General features: G+C 64.4%; 14 protein-coding genes. 7 read left to right on the forward strand and 7 right to left on the reverse strand.

The window, feature by feature from the left end; all coding sequences use genetic code 11:
- Nucleotides 1-22 precede the first annotated feature (22 nt).
- Complete coding sequence (locus LU684_RS27090; protein WP_232895243.1) at nt 23-2,449, forward strand: TonB-dependent receptor; 2,427 nt, start codon at nt 23-25, stop codon at nt 2,447-2,449.
- A gap of 163 nt (nt 2,450-2,612) precedes the next feature.
- Here LU684_RS27090 and LU684_RS27095 read toward each other — a convergent pair whose 3' ends face one another.
- The gene (locus tag LU684_RS27095) at nt 2,613-3,503 is read right to left on the reverse strand and encodes a LysR family transcriptional regulator (RefSeq protein ID WP_023047139.1); all 891 of its coding nucleotides are present in this window, start codon (nt 3,501-3,503) and stop codon (nt 2,613-2,615) included.
- Between the two features lie 102 nt (nt 3,504-3,605).
- Here LU684_RS27095 and LU684_RS27100 point away from each other — a divergent pair, with 102 nt between their 5' ends.
- The 5 genes from LU684_RS27100 to zapE all read left to right on the forward strand — a co-directional run bounded on the left by LU684_RS27100 (nt 3,606) and on the right by zapE (nt 8,648).
- Nucleotides 3,606-4,685 (forward strand): polyamine ABC transporter substrate-binding protein, encoded by a 1,080-nt coding sequence (locus LU684_RS27100; RefSeq protein ID WP_060518328.1) that lies wholly within the window; start codon nt 3,606-3,608, stop codon nt 4,683-4,685.
- 25 nt (nt 4,686-4,710) lie between these two features.
- Complete coding sequence (gene speB, locus LU684_RS27105) at nt 4,711-5,676, forward strand: agmatinase (protein WP_210668894.1); 966 nt, start codon at nt 4,711-4,713, stop codon at nt 5,674-5,676.
- A 233-nt stretch (nt 5,677-5,909) separates the two neighbouring features.
- Nucleotides 5,910-6,227, forward strand: coding sequence for a hypothetical protein (locus LU684_RS27110; RefSeq protein ID WP_023047136.1), 318 nt, complete (start codon nt 5,910-5,912; stop codon nt 6,225-6,227).
- A gap of 22 nt (nt 6,228-6,249) precedes the next feature.
- Entirely contained in the window at nt 6,250-7,395 is a 1,146-nt protein-coding gene (locus tag LU684_RS27115) for a PQQ-dependent sugar dehydrogenase (protein WP_016485802.1), read from the forward strand.
- Between the two features lie 146 nt (nt 7,396-7,541).
- On the forward strand, nt 7,542-8,648 hold the full coding sequence (gene zapE / locus LU684_RS27120; protein WP_102689636.1) for a cell division protein ZapE: 1,107 nt from the start codon (nt 7,542-7,544) through the stop codon (nt 8,646-8,648).
- A gap of 134 nt (nt 8,649-8,782) precedes the next feature.
- On the opposite strand, the gene LU684_RS27125 is transcribed toward zapE, so the two are convergent.
- From LU684_RS27125 to trhP, 6 genes are all read right to left on the reverse strand, one after another.
- Nucleotides 8,783-9,781 (reverse strand): alpha/beta fold hydrolase, encoded by a 999-nt coding sequence (locus LU684_RS27125; RefSeq protein ID WP_210668895.1) that lies wholly within the window; start codon nt 9,779-9,781, stop codon nt 8,783-8,785.
- Nucleotides 9,782-9,856: 75 nt separating this feature from the next.
- A complete protein-coding gene (locus LU684_RS27130) occupies nt 9,857-10,294 on the reverse strand; it encodes a YqaA family protein (RefSeq protein ID WP_016485805.1) in 438 nt (145 codons plus the stop codon).
- Nucleotides 10,294-10,722: a DUF411 domain-containing protein gene (locus tag LU684_RS27135; protein ID WP_232895234.1), complete on the reverse strand. Its 429-nt coding sequence runs from the start codon at nt 10,720-10,722 to the stop codon at nt 10,294-10,296. The genes LU684_RS27130 and LU684_RS27135 overlap by 1 nt, the downstream gene beginning before the upstream one ends.
- Before the next feature lie 14 nt (nt 10,723-10,736).
- Nucleotides 10,737-11,600, reverse strand: coding sequence for a copper resistance protein B (locus LU684_RS27140; RefSeq protein ID WP_232895235.1), 864 nt, complete (start codon nt 11,598-11,600; stop codon nt 10,737-10,739).
- Nucleotides 11,593-13,290: a copper resistance system multicopper oxidase gene (locus LU684_RS27145; protein ID WP_442964212.1), complete on the reverse strand. Its 1,698-nt coding sequence runs from the start codon at nt 13,288-13,290 to the stop codon at nt 11,593-11,595. The genes LU684_RS27140 and LU684_RS27145 overlap by 8 nt, the downstream gene beginning before the upstream one ends.
- Before the next feature lie 81 nt (nt 13,291-13,371).
- Nucleotides 13,372-14,706 (reverse strand): prephenate-dependent tRNA uridine(34) hydroxylase TrhP, encoded by a 1,335-nt coding sequence (gene trhP / locus LU684_RS27150; protein ID WP_016485809.1) that lies wholly within the window; start codon nt 14,704-14,706, stop codon nt 13,372-13,374.
- Nucleotides 14,707-14,839: 133 nt separating this feature from the next.
- Between trhP and LU684_RS27155 the strand changes: the two genes are divergently transcribed.
- Nucleotides 14,840-15,904 carry an AI-2E family transporter gene (locus LU684_RS27155; RefSeq protein WP_016485810.1) on the forward strand — a complete coding sequence of 355 codons (1,065 nt, stop codon included), beginning with the start codon at nt 14,840-14,842 and terminating at the stop codon, nt 15,902-15,904.
- Nucleotides 15,905-15,941 lie beyond the last annotated feature (37 nt).

A 15,941-nucleotide genomic window follows, 5' to 3' on the forward strand; every position in this document is an offset into this window, starting at 1 on the left:
AGGAAGCTCATTCGTGCCTCTGATGCTCAAGCCTTTGCACCGCCGTCGCAGTGCTTTTCACCACACCCTGATGTCCTGCAGCGCACTGGCCATGCTGGTCGGACACCCGCATGCCTGGGCCGCGACGTCTGCCGAACAGCCCCGGATGCAGGTTCGCCAGGTTCAGCTAAACCTGCCAGCCCAGCCGCTGGACCAGGCCTTGACCACCTTCGCCGACCAGGCCGGCCTGCACTTGCTGTACACCACAGGCGATGTCGCAGGCGTTGCCAGCCCGTCCCTCCACGGCAGCTACAGCGTCGAGCAGGCCCTGCAGCAGTTGCTGGCCGGCAGCGGCATGAACTGGCACTTCAGCGACGCGCGCACCGTGACCCTGCGCAAGGCCGAGGCCGCGCCGCAGGCCGTCACCCTCAAGCCGATCGAAGTCAGCGTGGCCTCGCGCACCAGCACCTCGATCAGCGAAATCCCCGGCACCGTCTGGGTGGTCGACCAGCAGCAGTTGCGTGAGCAGATCGACAGCGGCGTCAGCCTTAAAGAGGCCATCGGCAAGCTTGTGCCCGGCCTCGACCTGGCGCCAGAAGGGCGCACCAACTATGGCCAGAACATGCGCGGGCGCAATGTGCTGGTGATGATCGACGGGGTCAGCCAGAACAGCTCGCGCGGCCTGTCGCGCCAGTTCGACAGCATTTCGCCGTTCAACGTCGAGCGGGTCGAAGTGCTGTCTGGCGCCAGCGCCATCTACGGCGGCGGCGCCACGGGCGGCATCATCAACATCGTGACCAAGAAGGGCGAGCCCGGCCCTGCGCGCTTCGAAACCCAGCTTGGTGCCAGCAGCGGTTTCAACAACAGCGATGACCTGGCCACTCGCTTTGCCCAGTCGATCAGTGGCGGCAACGAACGCTTCAATGCCCGGCTGGGGATTTCCGGTGAGCAGAACGAAGCCTTCTACGACGGCGCCGGCGACCAGATTTTCATCGACAACACCCAGACCGACCTGCAGTACAACCGCACCATCGACGTGCTCGGCACTCTGGGCTTGCAGTTGAATGACCAGCAGCGTCTCGACCTGTTGGCCCAGTACTACGATTCTGGCAACCACGGCAGCACGGGCATCTACTTCCCCAACCTCAACTACAACGCGCCGTCAGACCTCGAAGACGCCGAACTGCGCAGCGGTTACTCGTCGGACCTGGAGCCGCGTACCCGGCGCCTGTTGCTGAACGCCAATTACCACCACAGCGACGTGCTGGGCCAGGACTTCTACCTGCAGGCCTCGTACCGCAAGGAAGACGACAACTTTTACCCCTTCCCGTACTACAACCGCGCCACGCCCACCGGTTCGCGTGGGGTTTACTTTGCTGCCTCGCAGCAGAACTTCGAGGTCACCAGCCTCAAGGGCCTGTTCGCCAAGCAGTGGGACACGTTGAAGCTGACCTACGGCGTTGACCTTGACCGCGAGCGCTTCAATGCCGAACAGACCACCTTCAATGCCCTGACATCGTCCGAATCGGGCGGCCTTGAGATGGAAAAGGACAGCAAGGCGGCGCGCTATCCCAGCTACCGGGTCGATGGTGTTTCGGTGTATGCCCAGCTGGACTGGCATGCCACTGACAACCTGACGTTCTCTGGCGGTGCCCGTCGCCAGCAGATGGACGTGGACGTCAGCGACTTCAAGGGCGTGCCGGGCGGCAGCAACGATTACCAGGTCAACCTGTTCAACCTGGGTGCCATCTACGACTTCAAGAACGGCCACCAGGTATGGACCAACTATGGCGAAGGTTTCGACCTGCCCGACCCTGCCAAGTACTACGGCAAGCCGGGCCTGAGCGTGGCCGACAACCCGCTGGCCGGCATCAAGAGCCGCCAGGTGGAACTGGGTTGGCGCTATGCCGACCTGGACTGGGATGCCCAGGCAGCGCTGTACTACATCTGGTCGGACAAGATCATCAACGTTGATTCGCAAACGCTGACGATCAACGTGCAAGAGCAGAAGAGCCGCGACTTCGGCTTCGAAGGTGCGCTGACCCGCCACTTCCAGGCGGGTTGGGAAGCGGGCGGTACCTTGCACCTGACCCGTTCCGAGGAAGAGGCCGCTGACGGCGGGTGGATCAAGCGTGATGCCCGTTATGCATCCTTGTCCAAGGCCACTGCATTTGTCGGGTGGAAAGACGATGGCCGCAGTGCGCGGCTGCAGGCTAACCATGCCTTCAGCCTGAAGGATGATGCCGACCACGAGATCGACGGTTACACCACCTTCGACCTGCTGGCCAGCCAGGACACCGGCTTCGGCACCTTCAGCGCCGGTATCCAGAACCTGCTGGACAAGCAGTACAGCACGGTCTGGGGCCAACGCGCGACGCTGTTCTATTCGCCGACCTACGGCCCGGCATACCTGTATGACTACCAGGGGCGCGGGCGGACCTACACCCTGACCTGGAGCATGGCCTACTGATGGGTGTTGTTTGCGCCGGCCTCTGTGCGAGCAACTGTCTTGCACGACACCTCAAAGCTGGCGCGATCACTGTGGGAGCGGGCTTGCCCCGCGAACACGGGCGAAGCCCGTGCCATCCACCGCGCAGGCTGCTTCGCGGGACAAGCCCCCCACAGAGGCCGGTTCAGGCAAACGCCGCGAGCAAGTCCTCGGCAAACGCCTGCTGCGCTTCACCCGTCACTTGCGCCCGATGCCTGGCCAGGGTAAACGGCACTACAAAATCCAGCCCTGGGTTCAGCGCCCACAACAACCCCTCCGCCTCCCAGGCGTGCGCGCAATGGCAGGGCAGGTAGCCAATATGCCGCCCTGACAGCATGAACGTCAGCACGCTCTCGATCTGCTCCGCCACAGCCATGCTGTGCCGGCTCTGGAACGGCTCACCGCCTTTGAGAAACCGGTAGGGATGGCGTACCTGGTCCATCTCCAGCAACCGCTCAAGCCCAACACTCGGCTCGCCGAACAGTTCATGCCCCTTGCCGCAATACAGGCGTTGCCGCTCCTGGAACAAGGGTTGGTAATCAAAGGCCGCCTGGATGCCAGAGAAGTAGCTGATGGCGTAATCCAGCCGCTGCTCCAGCAACAACCGCTCCAGTTCCGCCGGCGGTGCACTGATCAGCTCCAGCTGCACCGATTCCTTTCGTGTGCGGAACGCCGCAATGGCCTGCGCCAGCTTCAGGCTCACTGCCTTGTCCTGGTTTTCTGCCATGCCGATGCGCACCGTCCCGAGCAACCGCTCGCCCACGCCGTTGGCCTGCTGGCGAAACTGCTCGATGTTCAGCAGCAGCCCACGTGCTGCATCCAATAGCAATGTGCCTTTCTCCGTCAGGTGGAAACCACCCTTGCCTCGGCTGCACAGGCGGTAGCCAAGGCGCGTTTCCAGCTGCGCCATGCGCTGGCTGATGGTGGGCTGGCTCAAGCCCAGCACGCCTTGCGCGGCGCTGAAACCCCCGGCCTCGACTACAGTGACGAACAGCCGCAGCAGGTGCAGGTCGGGGTCGTGTACTTGTCCGAGCATTACATTGCTCCTGATGAATGTCAGCTTTGCAAACTTGTCATTCCTGCAATGTAACCCGGCTGGCATGCTTGCGGCATCCACCCATTTGCCGAGGTGTCCGTCATGCGTCGATCGTTGTGCCTGTTGTCCCTGGTCCTGGCCTTGCCGCTGCAGGCCGAAGAAAAGGTCGTCAACCTCTACAGCTGGGCCGACTACGTCGCCCCGCAAACCCTTCAGCGCTTCGAGCAGGAAACCGGCTACAAAGTGCGCTACGACACCTTCGACACCACCGAGGTGCTGGAGACCAAGCTGCTCACCGGTGGCAGTGGTTACGACGTGGTGGTGCCATCGTCGACCGTACTGGCCCGGGCGCTCAAGGCCAATGCCCTGCAACCGCTCGACCCCCAGGGCATGCCCGGCTACAGCAACCTCGACAAGGACTTGCTGGCCAAGCTCGCCGAGGCCGACCCCGGCAACCGCCATGCCGTGCCGTACACCTGGGGCACGCTGGGCCTTGGGGTGAACGTAGAGGCCGTGCGACAGCGCTTGGGCGATGTGCCGCTGGACAGCCTCGACCTGCTGTTCAAACCCGAATACGCCAGCCGCCTGAAGGACTGTGGCATCGCCATGCCCGACTCGCCGCAAGAGGTGATCGGCGTGGCCCTGAACTACCTGGGCAAGGACCCTTACAGCCAGGACAAAGATGATCTGGCCGCCGCGCAGCAGCTGCTTAGCCAGTTGCAACCCTCGATCAGCTACGTCGCCAATGGCCGGCAGATCAGCGACCTGGCCAACGGTAGCGTGTGCCTGGCGCTGACCTATAACGGCGATGCAGCGATGGCTGCCGACCAGGCGCGCCGCGCCGGCAAGCCGTTCGAGCTGATCTACCGCATCCCACGCGAAGGCACGCTGGTGTGGCAGGACAACCTGGTTATCCCCAAGGACGCCCCGCACCCCGAAGCCGCGCGGGCGTTCATCGCCTTCATGCTCAAGCCCGAGTCGGTGGCTGCGCTGACCAACACGCTGTTCTTCGCCAACGCCAACCAGGCAGCCACGCCGTTGGTGGACGAAGCGGTGCGCAACGATCCGGACATCTACCCGCCTGCCGAGGTGCGCCAGCGGCTGTTTGCCGACCGCAGCATGGCCCTGGCCGACCTGCGCCAGCGTAACCGCCTGTGGACGGCCTTTCGCAGCCGCCAGTAACTGATAACAACCAAGGAGCCCGACCGTGGAGCAAGCCGCAAGCAACGACCAGGCGATGACCCGCGACAGCCTGTACGGCACTGCCGCAGAAAGTACCTATGCCGGCATTACCAGTTTCTCCCGCCGCCGCTACAGCCGCGACTTGCGCGGTGTGGATGTGGTGGTCAGCGGAGTGCCGTTCGATACCGCCACCAGCAACCGCCCAGGGGCGCGTTTCGGCCCACGGGCGATCCGCGCCGCCTCGGTGCAGCAGGCGTGGGCACGGCACTGGCCGTGGGCGTTCGACCCGTTCGACCACCTGGCCGTGATCGACTATGGCGACTGCGCGTTCGACAGTGGCACGCCGCAGTCGGTGCCGGATAGCATCGAGGCCCACGCCGCCCATATTCTGGAAGCGGGCTGCGCCATGCTTACCCTTGGCGGCGACCACTTCATCAGCTACCCGCTGCTCAAGGCCCACGCCCGCCGGCATGGCCCACTGGCGCTGATCCACTTCGATGCCCACAGCGACACCTGGCCGGACGAGGAGGGCAAGCGTATCGACCATGGCACCATGTTCTGGCATGCCGCCCGCGAGGGCCTGGTAGACCCGGCCTGCTCGGTGCAGATTGGCCTGCGCACCACCAACGACGACAGCCAGGGCTTTGCCGTCCTCGATGCCCGTCAGGTGCACCGGCAGGGCACCGAGGCGGTGATTGCGGCGATTCGCCAGCGCGTGGGTGAGCGGCCGGTGTACCTGACCTTCGATATCGACTGCCTCGACCCGGCCTATGCGCCGGGCACAGGTACACCGGTGTGTGGTGGGTTGACCACGGTGCAGGCGCTGGAGATTCTGGGTGGGCTGCGCGGTATCAACCTTGTGGGCATGGACCTGGTGGAGGTGGCACCGGCTTATGACCATGCCGATATCACGGCGCTGGCGGGGGCGACCCTGGCGATGGAGATGCTGTGCCTGTATGCGGCGCGGCACAAGGTAGACAAAAGCCAGTAAGCAGGGGCGCTGTGGGAGCGGGCTTGGCCCGCGAACACCGGCAAGGCCGGTGCCATGCACCGCGTGGCTGCCTTCGCGGGACAAGCCCGCTCCCACAATGATCAATGCTCGAAAGGGCGCATACTGAAACATCAGGAATCATCTCCGCCCCAATTCACACTTTTGTCTCGAACCCCTCGCGCCTTAGGCTATCAAACCCACCAGGCGCGGCATTTTCGTACAGGAGGTGAAGCATGAACCCGACACTGCCCATCCTGGCCCTCAGCCTGGCCTTGTGCCTGCCTGCGCACGCTGCCCCGCAACAGCCTTTGCAGCTTGCCGCTGGCAACAATAACCCCTACAACAGCCCGATTCAGCGTGCCAATCCCAACAGCCGCCAGGGCAGCATGCCGGCCATGCCCCCTGTGCGCGGCCCGTCCACCGACCCTTACCAGCGCACGCCCAGCCTCGACAACCGCGGCATCGGCAACGGCGACAACCTGCGTCGTCAGCAACAAACCCCGAACCTGGAACCGACCCGGCCACCCCGCGACAACACCCGTGCGCCGTGAGCCCATATGAAAGGAATCCTGCATGACTAAAGCAACCTGGCTAGTCACCTTGACTGCTGCTGCACTCATGCCGTTGTTGGCTCAGGCGGCCGCAGAGCAACAGTTTCACAGCGAAGAAGGCACGTTGACCGTCAGCACCCTGGCCGACGGCCTGCGCAACCCCTGGGCTCTGGCGTTTCTGCCAGGCGGCAAGGACATGCTGGTCACCGAACGCGCCGGCAACCTGCGGGTGGTCAACACTGAAGGCAAGGTCGGCCCGCCGATCAGCGGTGTGCCCAAGGTCTGGGCCGAGGGCCAGGGCGGCCTGCTGGATGTCGTGCTGTCGCCGGCGTTCGACAAGGACCGTACCGTGTACCTGTCTTACGCCGAAGAGGGCAGTGACGGCAAGGCCGGCACCGCCGTCGGCCGTGGCCAGCTGTCCGAAGACCGCGCCCGGCTGGAGAACTTTAGCGTGATCTTCCGCCAGCAGCCCAAGCTGTCGGTGGGCAACCACTTCGGCTCGCGCCTGGTCTTCGACCGTGACGGCTATCTGTTCATCGCCCTGGGTGAGAACAACCAGCGCGCCACTGCCCAGGACCTGGACAAGCTGCAAGGCAAGATCGTGCGCATTTTGCCGGATGGCGAAGTGCCCAAGGACAACCCCTTCGTTGGCAAGGACAACGTGCGGCCGGAGATCTGGTCGTTCGGCCACCGCAACCAGCAGGGCGCCGCGCTGAACCCCTGGACCGGCAAGCTGTGGACCCACGAGCACGGCCCGCGCGGTGGCGACGAAATCAACATCCCCGAACCCGGCAAGAACTACGGCTGGCCGATTGCGACCCATGGCATCAACTATTCGCTGCTGCCGATCCCCGAGGCCAAGGGCAAGCATGTGCAAGGCATGGTCGACCCACACCATGTGTGGGAGAAGTCGCCAGGTATCAGCGGCATGGCGTTCTACGACAGCCCGACATTCAAGGCCTGGGACCATAACTTGTTCATTGGTGCGCTGGCGACACAGGAGCTGATCCGCTTGCAGCTGAAGGGTGACAAGGTCGTGCATGAGGAACGTTTGCTCGGTGACTTGAAGGCGCGTATCCGCGATGTGCGGCTGGGGCCGGATGGCTATATTTATGTGCTGACCGATGACAAGGACGGCGCACTACTCAAGGTGGGCCTGGCCGACTGACGCGGTCCCTGTAGGAGCGGCCTTGCGCCGCGATGGGCCGCAGAGCGGCCCCAACAATCTATGCTGCAATGCTGAAGTCCAGGGGCCGCTGCGCGGCCCATCGCGGCGCAAGGCCGCTTCTACAGGGACCTGTGTAGAATGCGGCCATGGCCATCACTCCCCAATCCCTTTACCAGCAAGCCCTGAGCACTCAGGGCTACGCTGACGACCCTGCCCAGGCCCGCGCCGTCGATGCCTTGCAGGCCTGTTTCCTGGCTGTCGAGCAGGGCCGCCCCACCCAGGGCATCTACCTCTGGGGCCCGGTCGGGCGGGGCAAGACATGGCTGATGGACCAGTTTCACCGCTGCCTGCGGGTACCCAGCCGGCGCCAGCACTTCCATCACTTCATGGCCTGGGTCCACCAGCGCCTGTTTCAGCTCAATGGAACCGCCGACCCGTTGCTGGCGTTGGCCCGGGAACTGGCCGGGCAGATCCGTGTACTGTGTTTTGACGAACTGTTCGTCAACGACATTGGTGACGCGATTATCCTGGGGCGTCTTTTCCAGGTGCTGTTCGACCAAGGCGTGGTGATTGTCGCCACGTCCAATCAGCCACCCGAGCAGCTCTACCGCGACGGCTTCAACCGCGAGCGGTTCGTGCCGGCCATCGCCGCGATCCAGCGGCACATGCAGGTACTGCCAGTGGCCGGCGAGCAGGACCACCGCCTGCACCCCGGTGCAGAGCGGCAGCGCTACTGGGTGGCAGCGACAGGGCAGGCCAGCCCGCTGGGCGAGGTGTTCTGCCAGCTCAGCCCGGATCACACGGGTACTGATCAACCCTTGGTTATCGGCTCCAGGCAGGTGCAGGTTGTGCGGCGCAGCGAGCAGGCTATCTGGTGCCGCTTCACCGACCTGTGCGAGCAACCGCTGGCGGCCATGGAATTCATGGCGCTTTGCGACCGTTTTCCGGCCATCCTGGTGTCGGGTATTCCGGCGCTGGGCGGTAAACAGCAGGCTGGTCGCATTGCCCGTGGCACTGAAGACGGCGCGGCGCGGGTGGTGGCAGGCGACCGCGAACTGCCGGCGCTGTCGCCCAAGGACGATGCGGTACGCCGTTTCATCGCCCTGGTCGATGAGTGCTACGACCGCCGTGTGGCACTGTACCTCGAGGCCGAGGTGCCGCTGGAAGAGCTGTATACGCAGGGGTATCTGGCATTCCCGTACCAGCGAACCTTGAGCCGGTTGCGGGAGATGCAACTACAGCGGTTTGGCTGAAGTGTGCTGGGGGCCGCTTTGCGGCCCATCGCGACGCAAGGCCGCTCCCACAGGTACGGCGCCGACGCTTAAACCTACGAATTACCTGTGAGAGCGGCCTTGTGCCGCGATAGGGGCGTAAAGCGCCCCCCGTTTCACTTGGCCAGCCACTCGACCAGCGTGCGGTTGAACCGCACGGGTTCTTCGATCTGTGGCGCATGCCCCATGCCTTCAAAAGTGATGAGTTCACCCTTGGGGATCAGCTTGGCCACCTGTGGCCCCAGCACGTCATACTTGCCCAGCTTCGCCTTTACCTCCGGCGGTGCGATGTCGCTGCCAATGGCTGTGGTGTCCTTGTCGCCGATCAGCAGCAAGGTCGGCATCTGCAGATCCTTGAACTCGTGGTACACCGGCTGGGTGAAAATCATGTCGTAGATCAGCGCCGAGTTCCATGCCACCGCTTCATGCCCCGGCCCCTTGTTCAGGCCTACCAGCATCTGTACCCAGCGCTCATACTCCGGCTTCCAGCGCCCGGCGTAGTAGGTCTTGCGTTCATACTCGCGCACCCCTTCGGCACTCAGCTTGAGCTCACGGGCATACCATTGGTCCACCGTACGATAGGGCACGCCCAGGGCTTTCCAGTCTTCCAGGCCAATCGGGTTGACCATGGCCAGGCGCTCGACCTGCTGCGGGTACATCAGCGCATAGCGGGTGGCGAGCATGCCACCTGTGGAATGGCCGAGCACGATGGATTGCCTGATACCCAGCTGTTCGAGCAAGGCATGGGTGTTTTCAGCCAGCTGCTGGAAGCTGTACTGGTAATGCGCTGGTTTGCTGGACGTGCAGAAGCCAACCTGGTCGGGGGCGATGACCCGGTAACCGGCCTTGCTCAGTGCGTCGATGGTGGTTTCCCAGGTGGCGGCGCAGAAGTTCTTGCCGTGCATCAGCACCACGCTGTGGCCGTTGGCCTGGCCTTGTGCGGGGACGTCCATGTAGCCCATCTGCAGGGGCTGGCCCTGGGATTTGAAGTCAAAATGCTTGAGTGGGTGCGGGTAGCTGAAACCTTCGAGCTGGGCGCCATAGGTAGGCGGCTTGGCGGCGATGGCCGGGCTGCCGACAAGGCAGGCCAGGGCCAGGGCGGTTGCGCGCAGCATGGGGGCACTCCGTGTAGGGCCATGTAGGAATAGGCGACTTTAGCAGCCAGGCGTGCGACGGGAACGTGAAAGGTGTTACCAGGCGTGAAACCAGCCCAGGGTAATCATCGTCAGCACCGCATAGCGGCCAGCCTTGGCCAGGGTCACCAGCAGCAGGAAGCGCCAGAACGGCTCTCGCATGATGCCGGCGATCAATGTCAGCGGGTCACCGATCACCGGCATCCAGCTGAGCAGCAACGACCATTGCCCCCAGCGCTGGTACCGCTGCTGCGCGCGCGCCAGTTGGGCAGCGTTGAAGGGGAACCAGCGCTTGTCGCGCAGGTGCTCGACGGCGCGGCCCAGTAGCCAGTTCACGACCGAACCCAGCACATTGCCCAGGGTGGCCACCAGCAGCAGGATTGCCCAAGCCTCGGGCTGGCGCAACAACAGGCCGACCAGCACGGCCTCCGATTGCAACGGCAGCAGGGTGGCGGCGCCGAAGGCGCTGAGGAACAGCGCCCACAGGCTGAGCATCAGTAACTGGCGACGACGGTGTCCTGGCCATCCTGGGTGACCCCGATGACCTGGTAGGCATCCTTGTGGTCACTCATTTCCATACCGGGCGAGCCCATGGGCATGCCCGGCACGGCCAGGCCCTTGAGGTCGCTGCGCTTGGCCAGCAGGCGCACCTGTTCGGCCGGCACATGGCCTTCGACGAACTTGCCGTCGATCACCCCGGTGTGGCATGAGGCCAGGCGCGGCGCCACGCCCAGGCGCTGCTTGACCGCGCTCATGTTGGGCTCGACATGGTCGTTGACGCTGAAACCGTTGTCACGCAGGTGGCTGATCCAGGCCTTGCAGCAGCCGCAGTTGGGGTCGCGGTAGACGTCGATGGTCTCGGCGGCCTGGGCCAGGCCGGTGATGGCCAGCAGGCCCAGGGTCAGCAAGTGTTTGCGCAGCATGGTGAAGCACTCCTTTAAAAACGCAGGCGGATACCGGCAATCAGGCGGGTCTGGCCCAGGTCTTCGCCGTCTTCGCGGGCCTGGTCGGCACGCGTGCCGTGCAGGCGATTGAAACTGACCCCGACATAGGGGGCGAGGCCACGGGTGATCTCGTAGCGCAGGCGTAGGCCGACCTCGCTGTCGGCCAACCCTGCGCCTTGCTCGCGCCCGGCATCGTCGCGGCCGTAGAGGTTGGCTTCCAGGGTCGGTTCCAGTATCCAGAGGTTGGTCAGCAGCATAGCGTAAGCGGCCTCCAGGCGCAGCGCCGTCTGTTGCCGCTCGCCGGCGTAGGCGGTGGCTTGCAGCTCCAGGCCATACAACGGCGTGCCCTGGATGCCGAAAGCGGCCCAGGCCTGGCCGCTGGCGGGCTTGAAGTCCTGGCGTACGCCAGCCACCAGCTCCCACCACGGGCTCACGGCATGGCCCCACAGCGCTTGCAGTTCGGCCTTGTGCGTCTTGCCCTGCTCGCGCTCGCCTTCCGTGCGAAGCCACAGCCGGTCGATATCGCCGCCGACCCAGGCCGTAGCGTTCCAGTTCAGGGCGTTGCTGCTCTCGAAGTTCTGATATTCGAGCTTGTCGACGAGCACGGCCCAGTTCAGCGCCCGGTCGTGCACTTGGTGCCCGGGCAGTGGCGGGAAGGCAGCCCGGCGGTCGGCGTCGGTGATTGCAGCCAAGGGCGTGCGCGGCGGGCTGGGCGTAGCCGGGCCATGGCCCATGCTTGCATGGTTCATTTGGCCATGGTTCATGTGCTCCATGCCGGCGGCCAGCGCGCGTTCACTGGCGAGCAGGGTCAGCAGGGTCACGCCGGCCACAATGCTGCGGTTGCGGGTGTCATTCATCGACGCGTACCTCGCGGAACATGCCGGTCTCCATGTGATAGAGCAGGTGGCAGTGGTAGGCCCAGCGGCCAAGGGCGTCGGCAGTCACCCGGTAGGAGCGTCGGCTGCCGGGCGGGATGTCGACGGTGTGCTTGCGCACCAGAAACTGGCCGTGCTCGTCTTCCAGGTCGCTCCACATGCCATGCAGGTGGATGGGGTGGGTCATCATGGTGTCGTTGACCAGGGTGATGCGCACCCGCTCGCCGTAGGTCAGGCGCAACGGCTCGGCATCGCTGAACTTGACGCCGTCGAACGACCAGGCGAAACGCTCCATGTGGCCGGTCAGGTGCAGCTCGATGTCGCGCGATGGCGCGCGGTCGTCCGGGTCGGGGTAGGGGCTGCGCAGGTCGGCGTAGGTCAGCACGCGCCGGCCGTTGTTGCGCAAGCCTATGCCGGGGTCTGCCAGGTTGGCGCGCGGTGCCATGGTTTGCATGTCCACCAACGGGTTACCGGTTTCGCTGGCCGAGTGTTGCTGCATCGCCGACATGGCAGCGTGGTCCATACCAGGCAGGTTGCTGTGGTCCATGCCCGCCATGTCGGCCATACCGCCGTGGCCCATGTCGTCCATGCTCAGCACCGGGCGCGGATCGGGTGCAGGCACCGGTGCCTGCAGCCCGGCGGCGCGGGCCAGGGTGCCGCGGGCGAAGCCGGTACGGTCCATGCTCTGGGCGAACAGGGTGTAGGCAGGTTGGTCGCCCACGGTCACCAGTACGTCGTAGGTCTCTGCCACGGCAATGCGCAGTTCATCCACGCTCACTGGCGTTACCGGCAAGCCGTCGGCGGCGATCACCGTCAGCGCAAGCCCGGGGATGCGGAAGTCGAAATAGGTCATGGCCGAGGCGTTGATCAGCCGCAGGCGCACGGTGTCGCCCGGCTGGAACAGGCAGGTGAAGTTACCCTCCGGCGGCTGGCCGTTGAGCAGGTAGGTGTAGGTGGCGGCGCTGATATCGGCGAGGTCGGTAGGGCTCATGCGCATGCGCGCCCAGGCCGTGCGCTCGGCAACGGTTGGGCCCCAGCCGTTGTCGGCGACGTCATCGATGAAATCGCCGACCGTGCGCTTGTGATAATTGTACGCGTCGGACTGTTTCTTCAGGGTGGCCATCAGCTGTTCCGGCGCCTGGTCCGACCAGTCGCTGAACAGCAGCACATGGTCGCGCTGGTAGCGGTGCGGTTCGGGTTCGCGTGGCTCGATCACGATGGCCCCGTACACCCCGGCCTGTTCCTGCAGTCCGGAGTGGCTGTGGTACCAGTAGGTACCGCTCTGGCGCAGGGTGAACTGGTACAAGTAGTCGCCGCCGGGTTCGATGCCGGCGAAGCTCAGGCCTGGTACGCCGTCCATGTTGGCGGGCAGGATGATGCCGTGCCAGTGGATTGAGGTGTCCTGCGCCAGGCGGTTGCGCACGCGCAGGGTCACGGTGTCGCCTTCGCGCCAGCGCAGTAACGGGCCGGGCAGGCTGTTGTTGAGGGTGAGCGCAGTGCGCGGGCGGCCGGTGATATTGACTGGGGTCTGGCCGATGAACAGCTCGAAGTGCTGGCCGGCCAGGTCTTGGCCTTCGGCCGCCTGAGCCAACGGGCGCCAAAGCCCCAGGCCCGCCAGCGTGGTGGCGGCGCCCAGGCCTTTGACGAAGGTACGGCGGGTGGGGGTGCGCAACATGGCGTGGCCTCATGCGGGGGAGCCACGATGTTCGCTGCAGGCGCCTGTCAGGTAGCTGAGGCGCACATTACAGCGTTGTCAGCTTGCCGCCTCGTCAGCGCGCAGGTCGCGCATCAGCAGGCCGTAGTCAAGGGCGACCTGCTCCGGGATGGGCAAGTACACCACATGGCCGTCGCCTGGCGCGACGTCGATGGCCTGCTGCTGGCGGTTGCGCAGGCGGTGCAGGTCGAAGTGATAGTTGCCACGCGGCGTCATCAGTTCCAAATGGTCACCCACGGCAAAGCGGTTCTTCACCTTGACCTCGGCCAAGCCATCGACACGTACGCCGGTCAGTTCGCCGACGAACTGCTGGCGCTCCGAAACCGAGTTGCCGCGCTGGTAGTTCTGGTATTCGTCGTGCACGTGGCGGCGCAGAAAGCCTTCGGTGTAGCCGCGTTGCGCGAGGGATTCGAGGTTGCCCATCAAGGCACGGTCGAATGGCCGCCCGGCCACGGCGTCGTCGATCGCCTGGCGGTACGACTGTACTGCACGGGCACAGTAGAAGTGCGACTTGGTGCGGCCTTCAATCTTCAGCGAATGCACGCCCATGGCGGCCAGGCGCTCGACGTGCTGGATGGCGCGCAGGTCCTTGGCATTCATGATGTAGGTACCGTGCTCATCTTCGAAGGCCGGCATTTCGGTGTCGGGGCGGTTGCTTTCCTGCAGCAGGAAAACCTGTTCGGTAGGGGCGCCCAGGCCGAGGGTAGGCTGCACTTCGCGCACGATATCGCCGGTGGCATTCTCGGTGGCCGGGGTGGCGTCGTACTTCCAGCGGCAGGCGTTGGTGCAGGTGCCCTGATTGGCGTCACGCTTGTTGAGGTAGCCCGAGAGCAGGCAACGGCCGGAATAGGCCATGCACAGCGCGCCGTGGACGAACACCTCCAGCTCCATGCCCGGCACCCGCTGACGAATTTCCTCGATCTCTTCCAGGGACAGCTCGCGCGACAGGATCACCCGGCTCAGGCCCAGCTGCTGCCAGAACTGCACGCTGGCCCAGTTGACGGTGTTGGCCTGCACCGACAAATGCACCGGCATCTGCGGGAAGTGCTGGCGCACCAGCATGATCAGGCCTGGATCAGACATGATCAGTGCATCCGGCGCCATGTCGATGACCGGTGCCAGGTCCTTGAGGAAGGTCTTGAGCTTGGCGTTGTGCGGGGCAATGTTGACCACCACGTAGAAGCGCTTGCCCAAGGCATGCGCCTCCTGGATGCCCAGCGCCAGGTTGGCGTGGTCGAATTCGTTGTTGCGCACCCGCAAGCTGTAGCGCGGCTGGCCGGCGTAGACCGCGTCGGCGCCGTAGGCAAAGGCATAGCGCATGGTCTTGAGGGTGCCGGCAGGGGCCAGCAGTTCGGGCTTGGCGGTAGGGTTCATGTGCGCACCGGGGTAAAAAGGCCGGGATGCTAGGAGCGATGAACACGGTGCGTATTGATTTGCGTCAAGTGAGCGCGGCACTTTTGCCTGGGTGCCGTGCACTAATCACTCACAAGCCATGAGAGGAACTGCAATGAACGAAACCGCGCTACAGAACAAAGCCCTGGCAGTACTCCTGGCGTTGGTGACCATTGCCTTCTTCTGGATCCTGCTGCCGTACTACGGCGCAATCTTCTGGGCGGTGATCCTCGGCATCCTGTTCGCCCCTTTGCAGCGCCACCTGCTGATCCGCTTCGGGCGCCGACGCAACCTGGCGGCCGCCACGACCTTGCTGGTGTGCCTGCTGGTGGCTGTTCTGCCAGTGATCATCACCAGCGCGCTGCTGGTGCAGGAGGGGGCGTCGCTGTACCAGCGCATAGAGAGCGGGCAACTGGACATTGCCGGCTTTGTCGAGCATGGCAAGAACATGCTGCCGGCCTGGGCCCAGCATGGCCTGGACAGCGTGGGCATGGGCAACCTCGACGCGCTGCGTGACAAGATCACCAAGTGGGCCACCCAAGGCAGCCAGGTGCTGGCCACTCAGGCATTCAGCTTTGGTCAGGGCACGTTCGAGTTCGTGGTCAGCTTCGGCATCATGCTGTACCTGCTGTTCTTTTTCCTGCGCGAAGGCGCAGATGTGGCTCGCCGGGTGCGGCTGGCCGTGCCTCTGCCCGAGCACCAGAAACGTCGTTTGCAACTGAAGTTCAACCGTGTGGTGCGGGCGACGGTGAAAGGCAACGTATTGGTGGCCATTACCCAAGGGGCGCTGGGCGGGTTCATTTTCTGGGTGCTGGATATCCCCAGTGCACTGGTGTGGGCGGTGCTGATGGCGTTTCTGTCGCTGCTGCCGGCGGTGGGTGCGGGCATCGTCTGGGCACCGGTGGCCGCGTATTTCCTGCTGACCGGAGCGATACTGCCGGGAATTATCCTGACCGCGTTCGGAGTGCTGGTGATTGGCCTGGTGGATAACGTGCTGCGGCCGATCCTGGTGGGCAAGGACACGCGCATGCCGGACTACCTGATTCTGGTATCGACGCTGGGTGGGCTGGCAGTCTTCGGGCTCAACGGCTTCGTGATCGGGCCCTTGATCGCGGCGCTGTTCGTGTCCAGCTGGGCGATTTTTGCCGCAACCAAGCCGCAGGTGCAATTGCCACAGTAGGGGTTTACCGCAGCACCCAAGGTTGGGTTCAATGCCG

The organism is Pseudomonas sp. NMI542_15, from assembly GCF_021283425.1.
Classification (GTDB): Bacteria; Pseudomonadota; Gammaproteobacteria; order Pseudomonadales; family Pseudomonadaceae; genus Aquipseudomonas; species Aquipseudomonas fortuita.

Bases quoted from the DNA above. Each gene is read 5' to 3' on its own strand.
- LU684_RS27115 (WP_016485802.1), top strand. From the start codon at position 6,250: ATGACTAAAGCAACCTGGCTAGTCACCTTGACTGCTGCTGCACTCATG.
- LU684_RS27130 (WP_016485805.1), bottom strand. From the start codon at position 10,294: ATGCTCAGCCTGTGGGCGCTGTTCCTCAGCGCCTTCGGCGCCGCCACC.
- LU684_RS27125 (WP_210668895.1), bottom strand. From the start codon at position 9,781: ATGCTGCGCGCAACCGCCCTGGCCCTGGCCTGCCTTGTCGGCAGCCCG.
- LU684_RS27110 (WP_023047136.1), top strand. From the start codon at position 5,910: ATGAACCCGACACTGCCCATCCTGGCCCTCAGCCTGGCCTTGTGCCTG.
- LU684_RS27155 (WP_016485810.1), top strand. From the start codon at position 14,840: ATGAACGAAACCGCGCTACAGAACAAAGCCCTGGCAGTACTCCTGGCG.
- LU684_RS27090 (WP_232895243.1), top strand. From the start codon at position 23: ATGCTCAAGCCTTTGCACCGCCGTCGCAGTGCTTTTCACCACACCCTG.
- LU684_RS27140 (WP_232895235.1), bottom strand. From the start codon at position 11,600: ATGAATGACACCCGCAACCGCAGCATTGTGGCCGGCGTGACCCTGCTG.
- LU684_RS27095 (WP_023047139.1), bottom strand. From the start codon at position 3,503: ATGCTCGGACAAGTACACGACCCCGACCTGCACCTGCTGCGGCTGTTC.
- LU684_RS27135 (WP_232895234.1), bottom strand. From the start codon at position 10,722: ATGCTGCGCAAACACTTGCTGACCCTGGGCCTGCTGGCCATCACCGGC.
- trhP (WP_016485809.1), bottom strand. From the start codon at position 14,706: ATGAACCCTACCGCCAAGCCCGAACTGCTGGCCCCTGCCGGCACCCTC.
- LU684_RS27100 (WP_060518328.1), top strand. From the start codon at position 3,606: ATGCGTCGATCGTTGTGCCTGTTGTCCCTGGTCCTGGCCTTGCCGCTG.
- zapE (WP_102689636.1), top strand. From the start codon at position 7,542: ATGGCCATCACTCCCCAATCCCTTTACCAGCAAGCCCTGAGCACTCAG.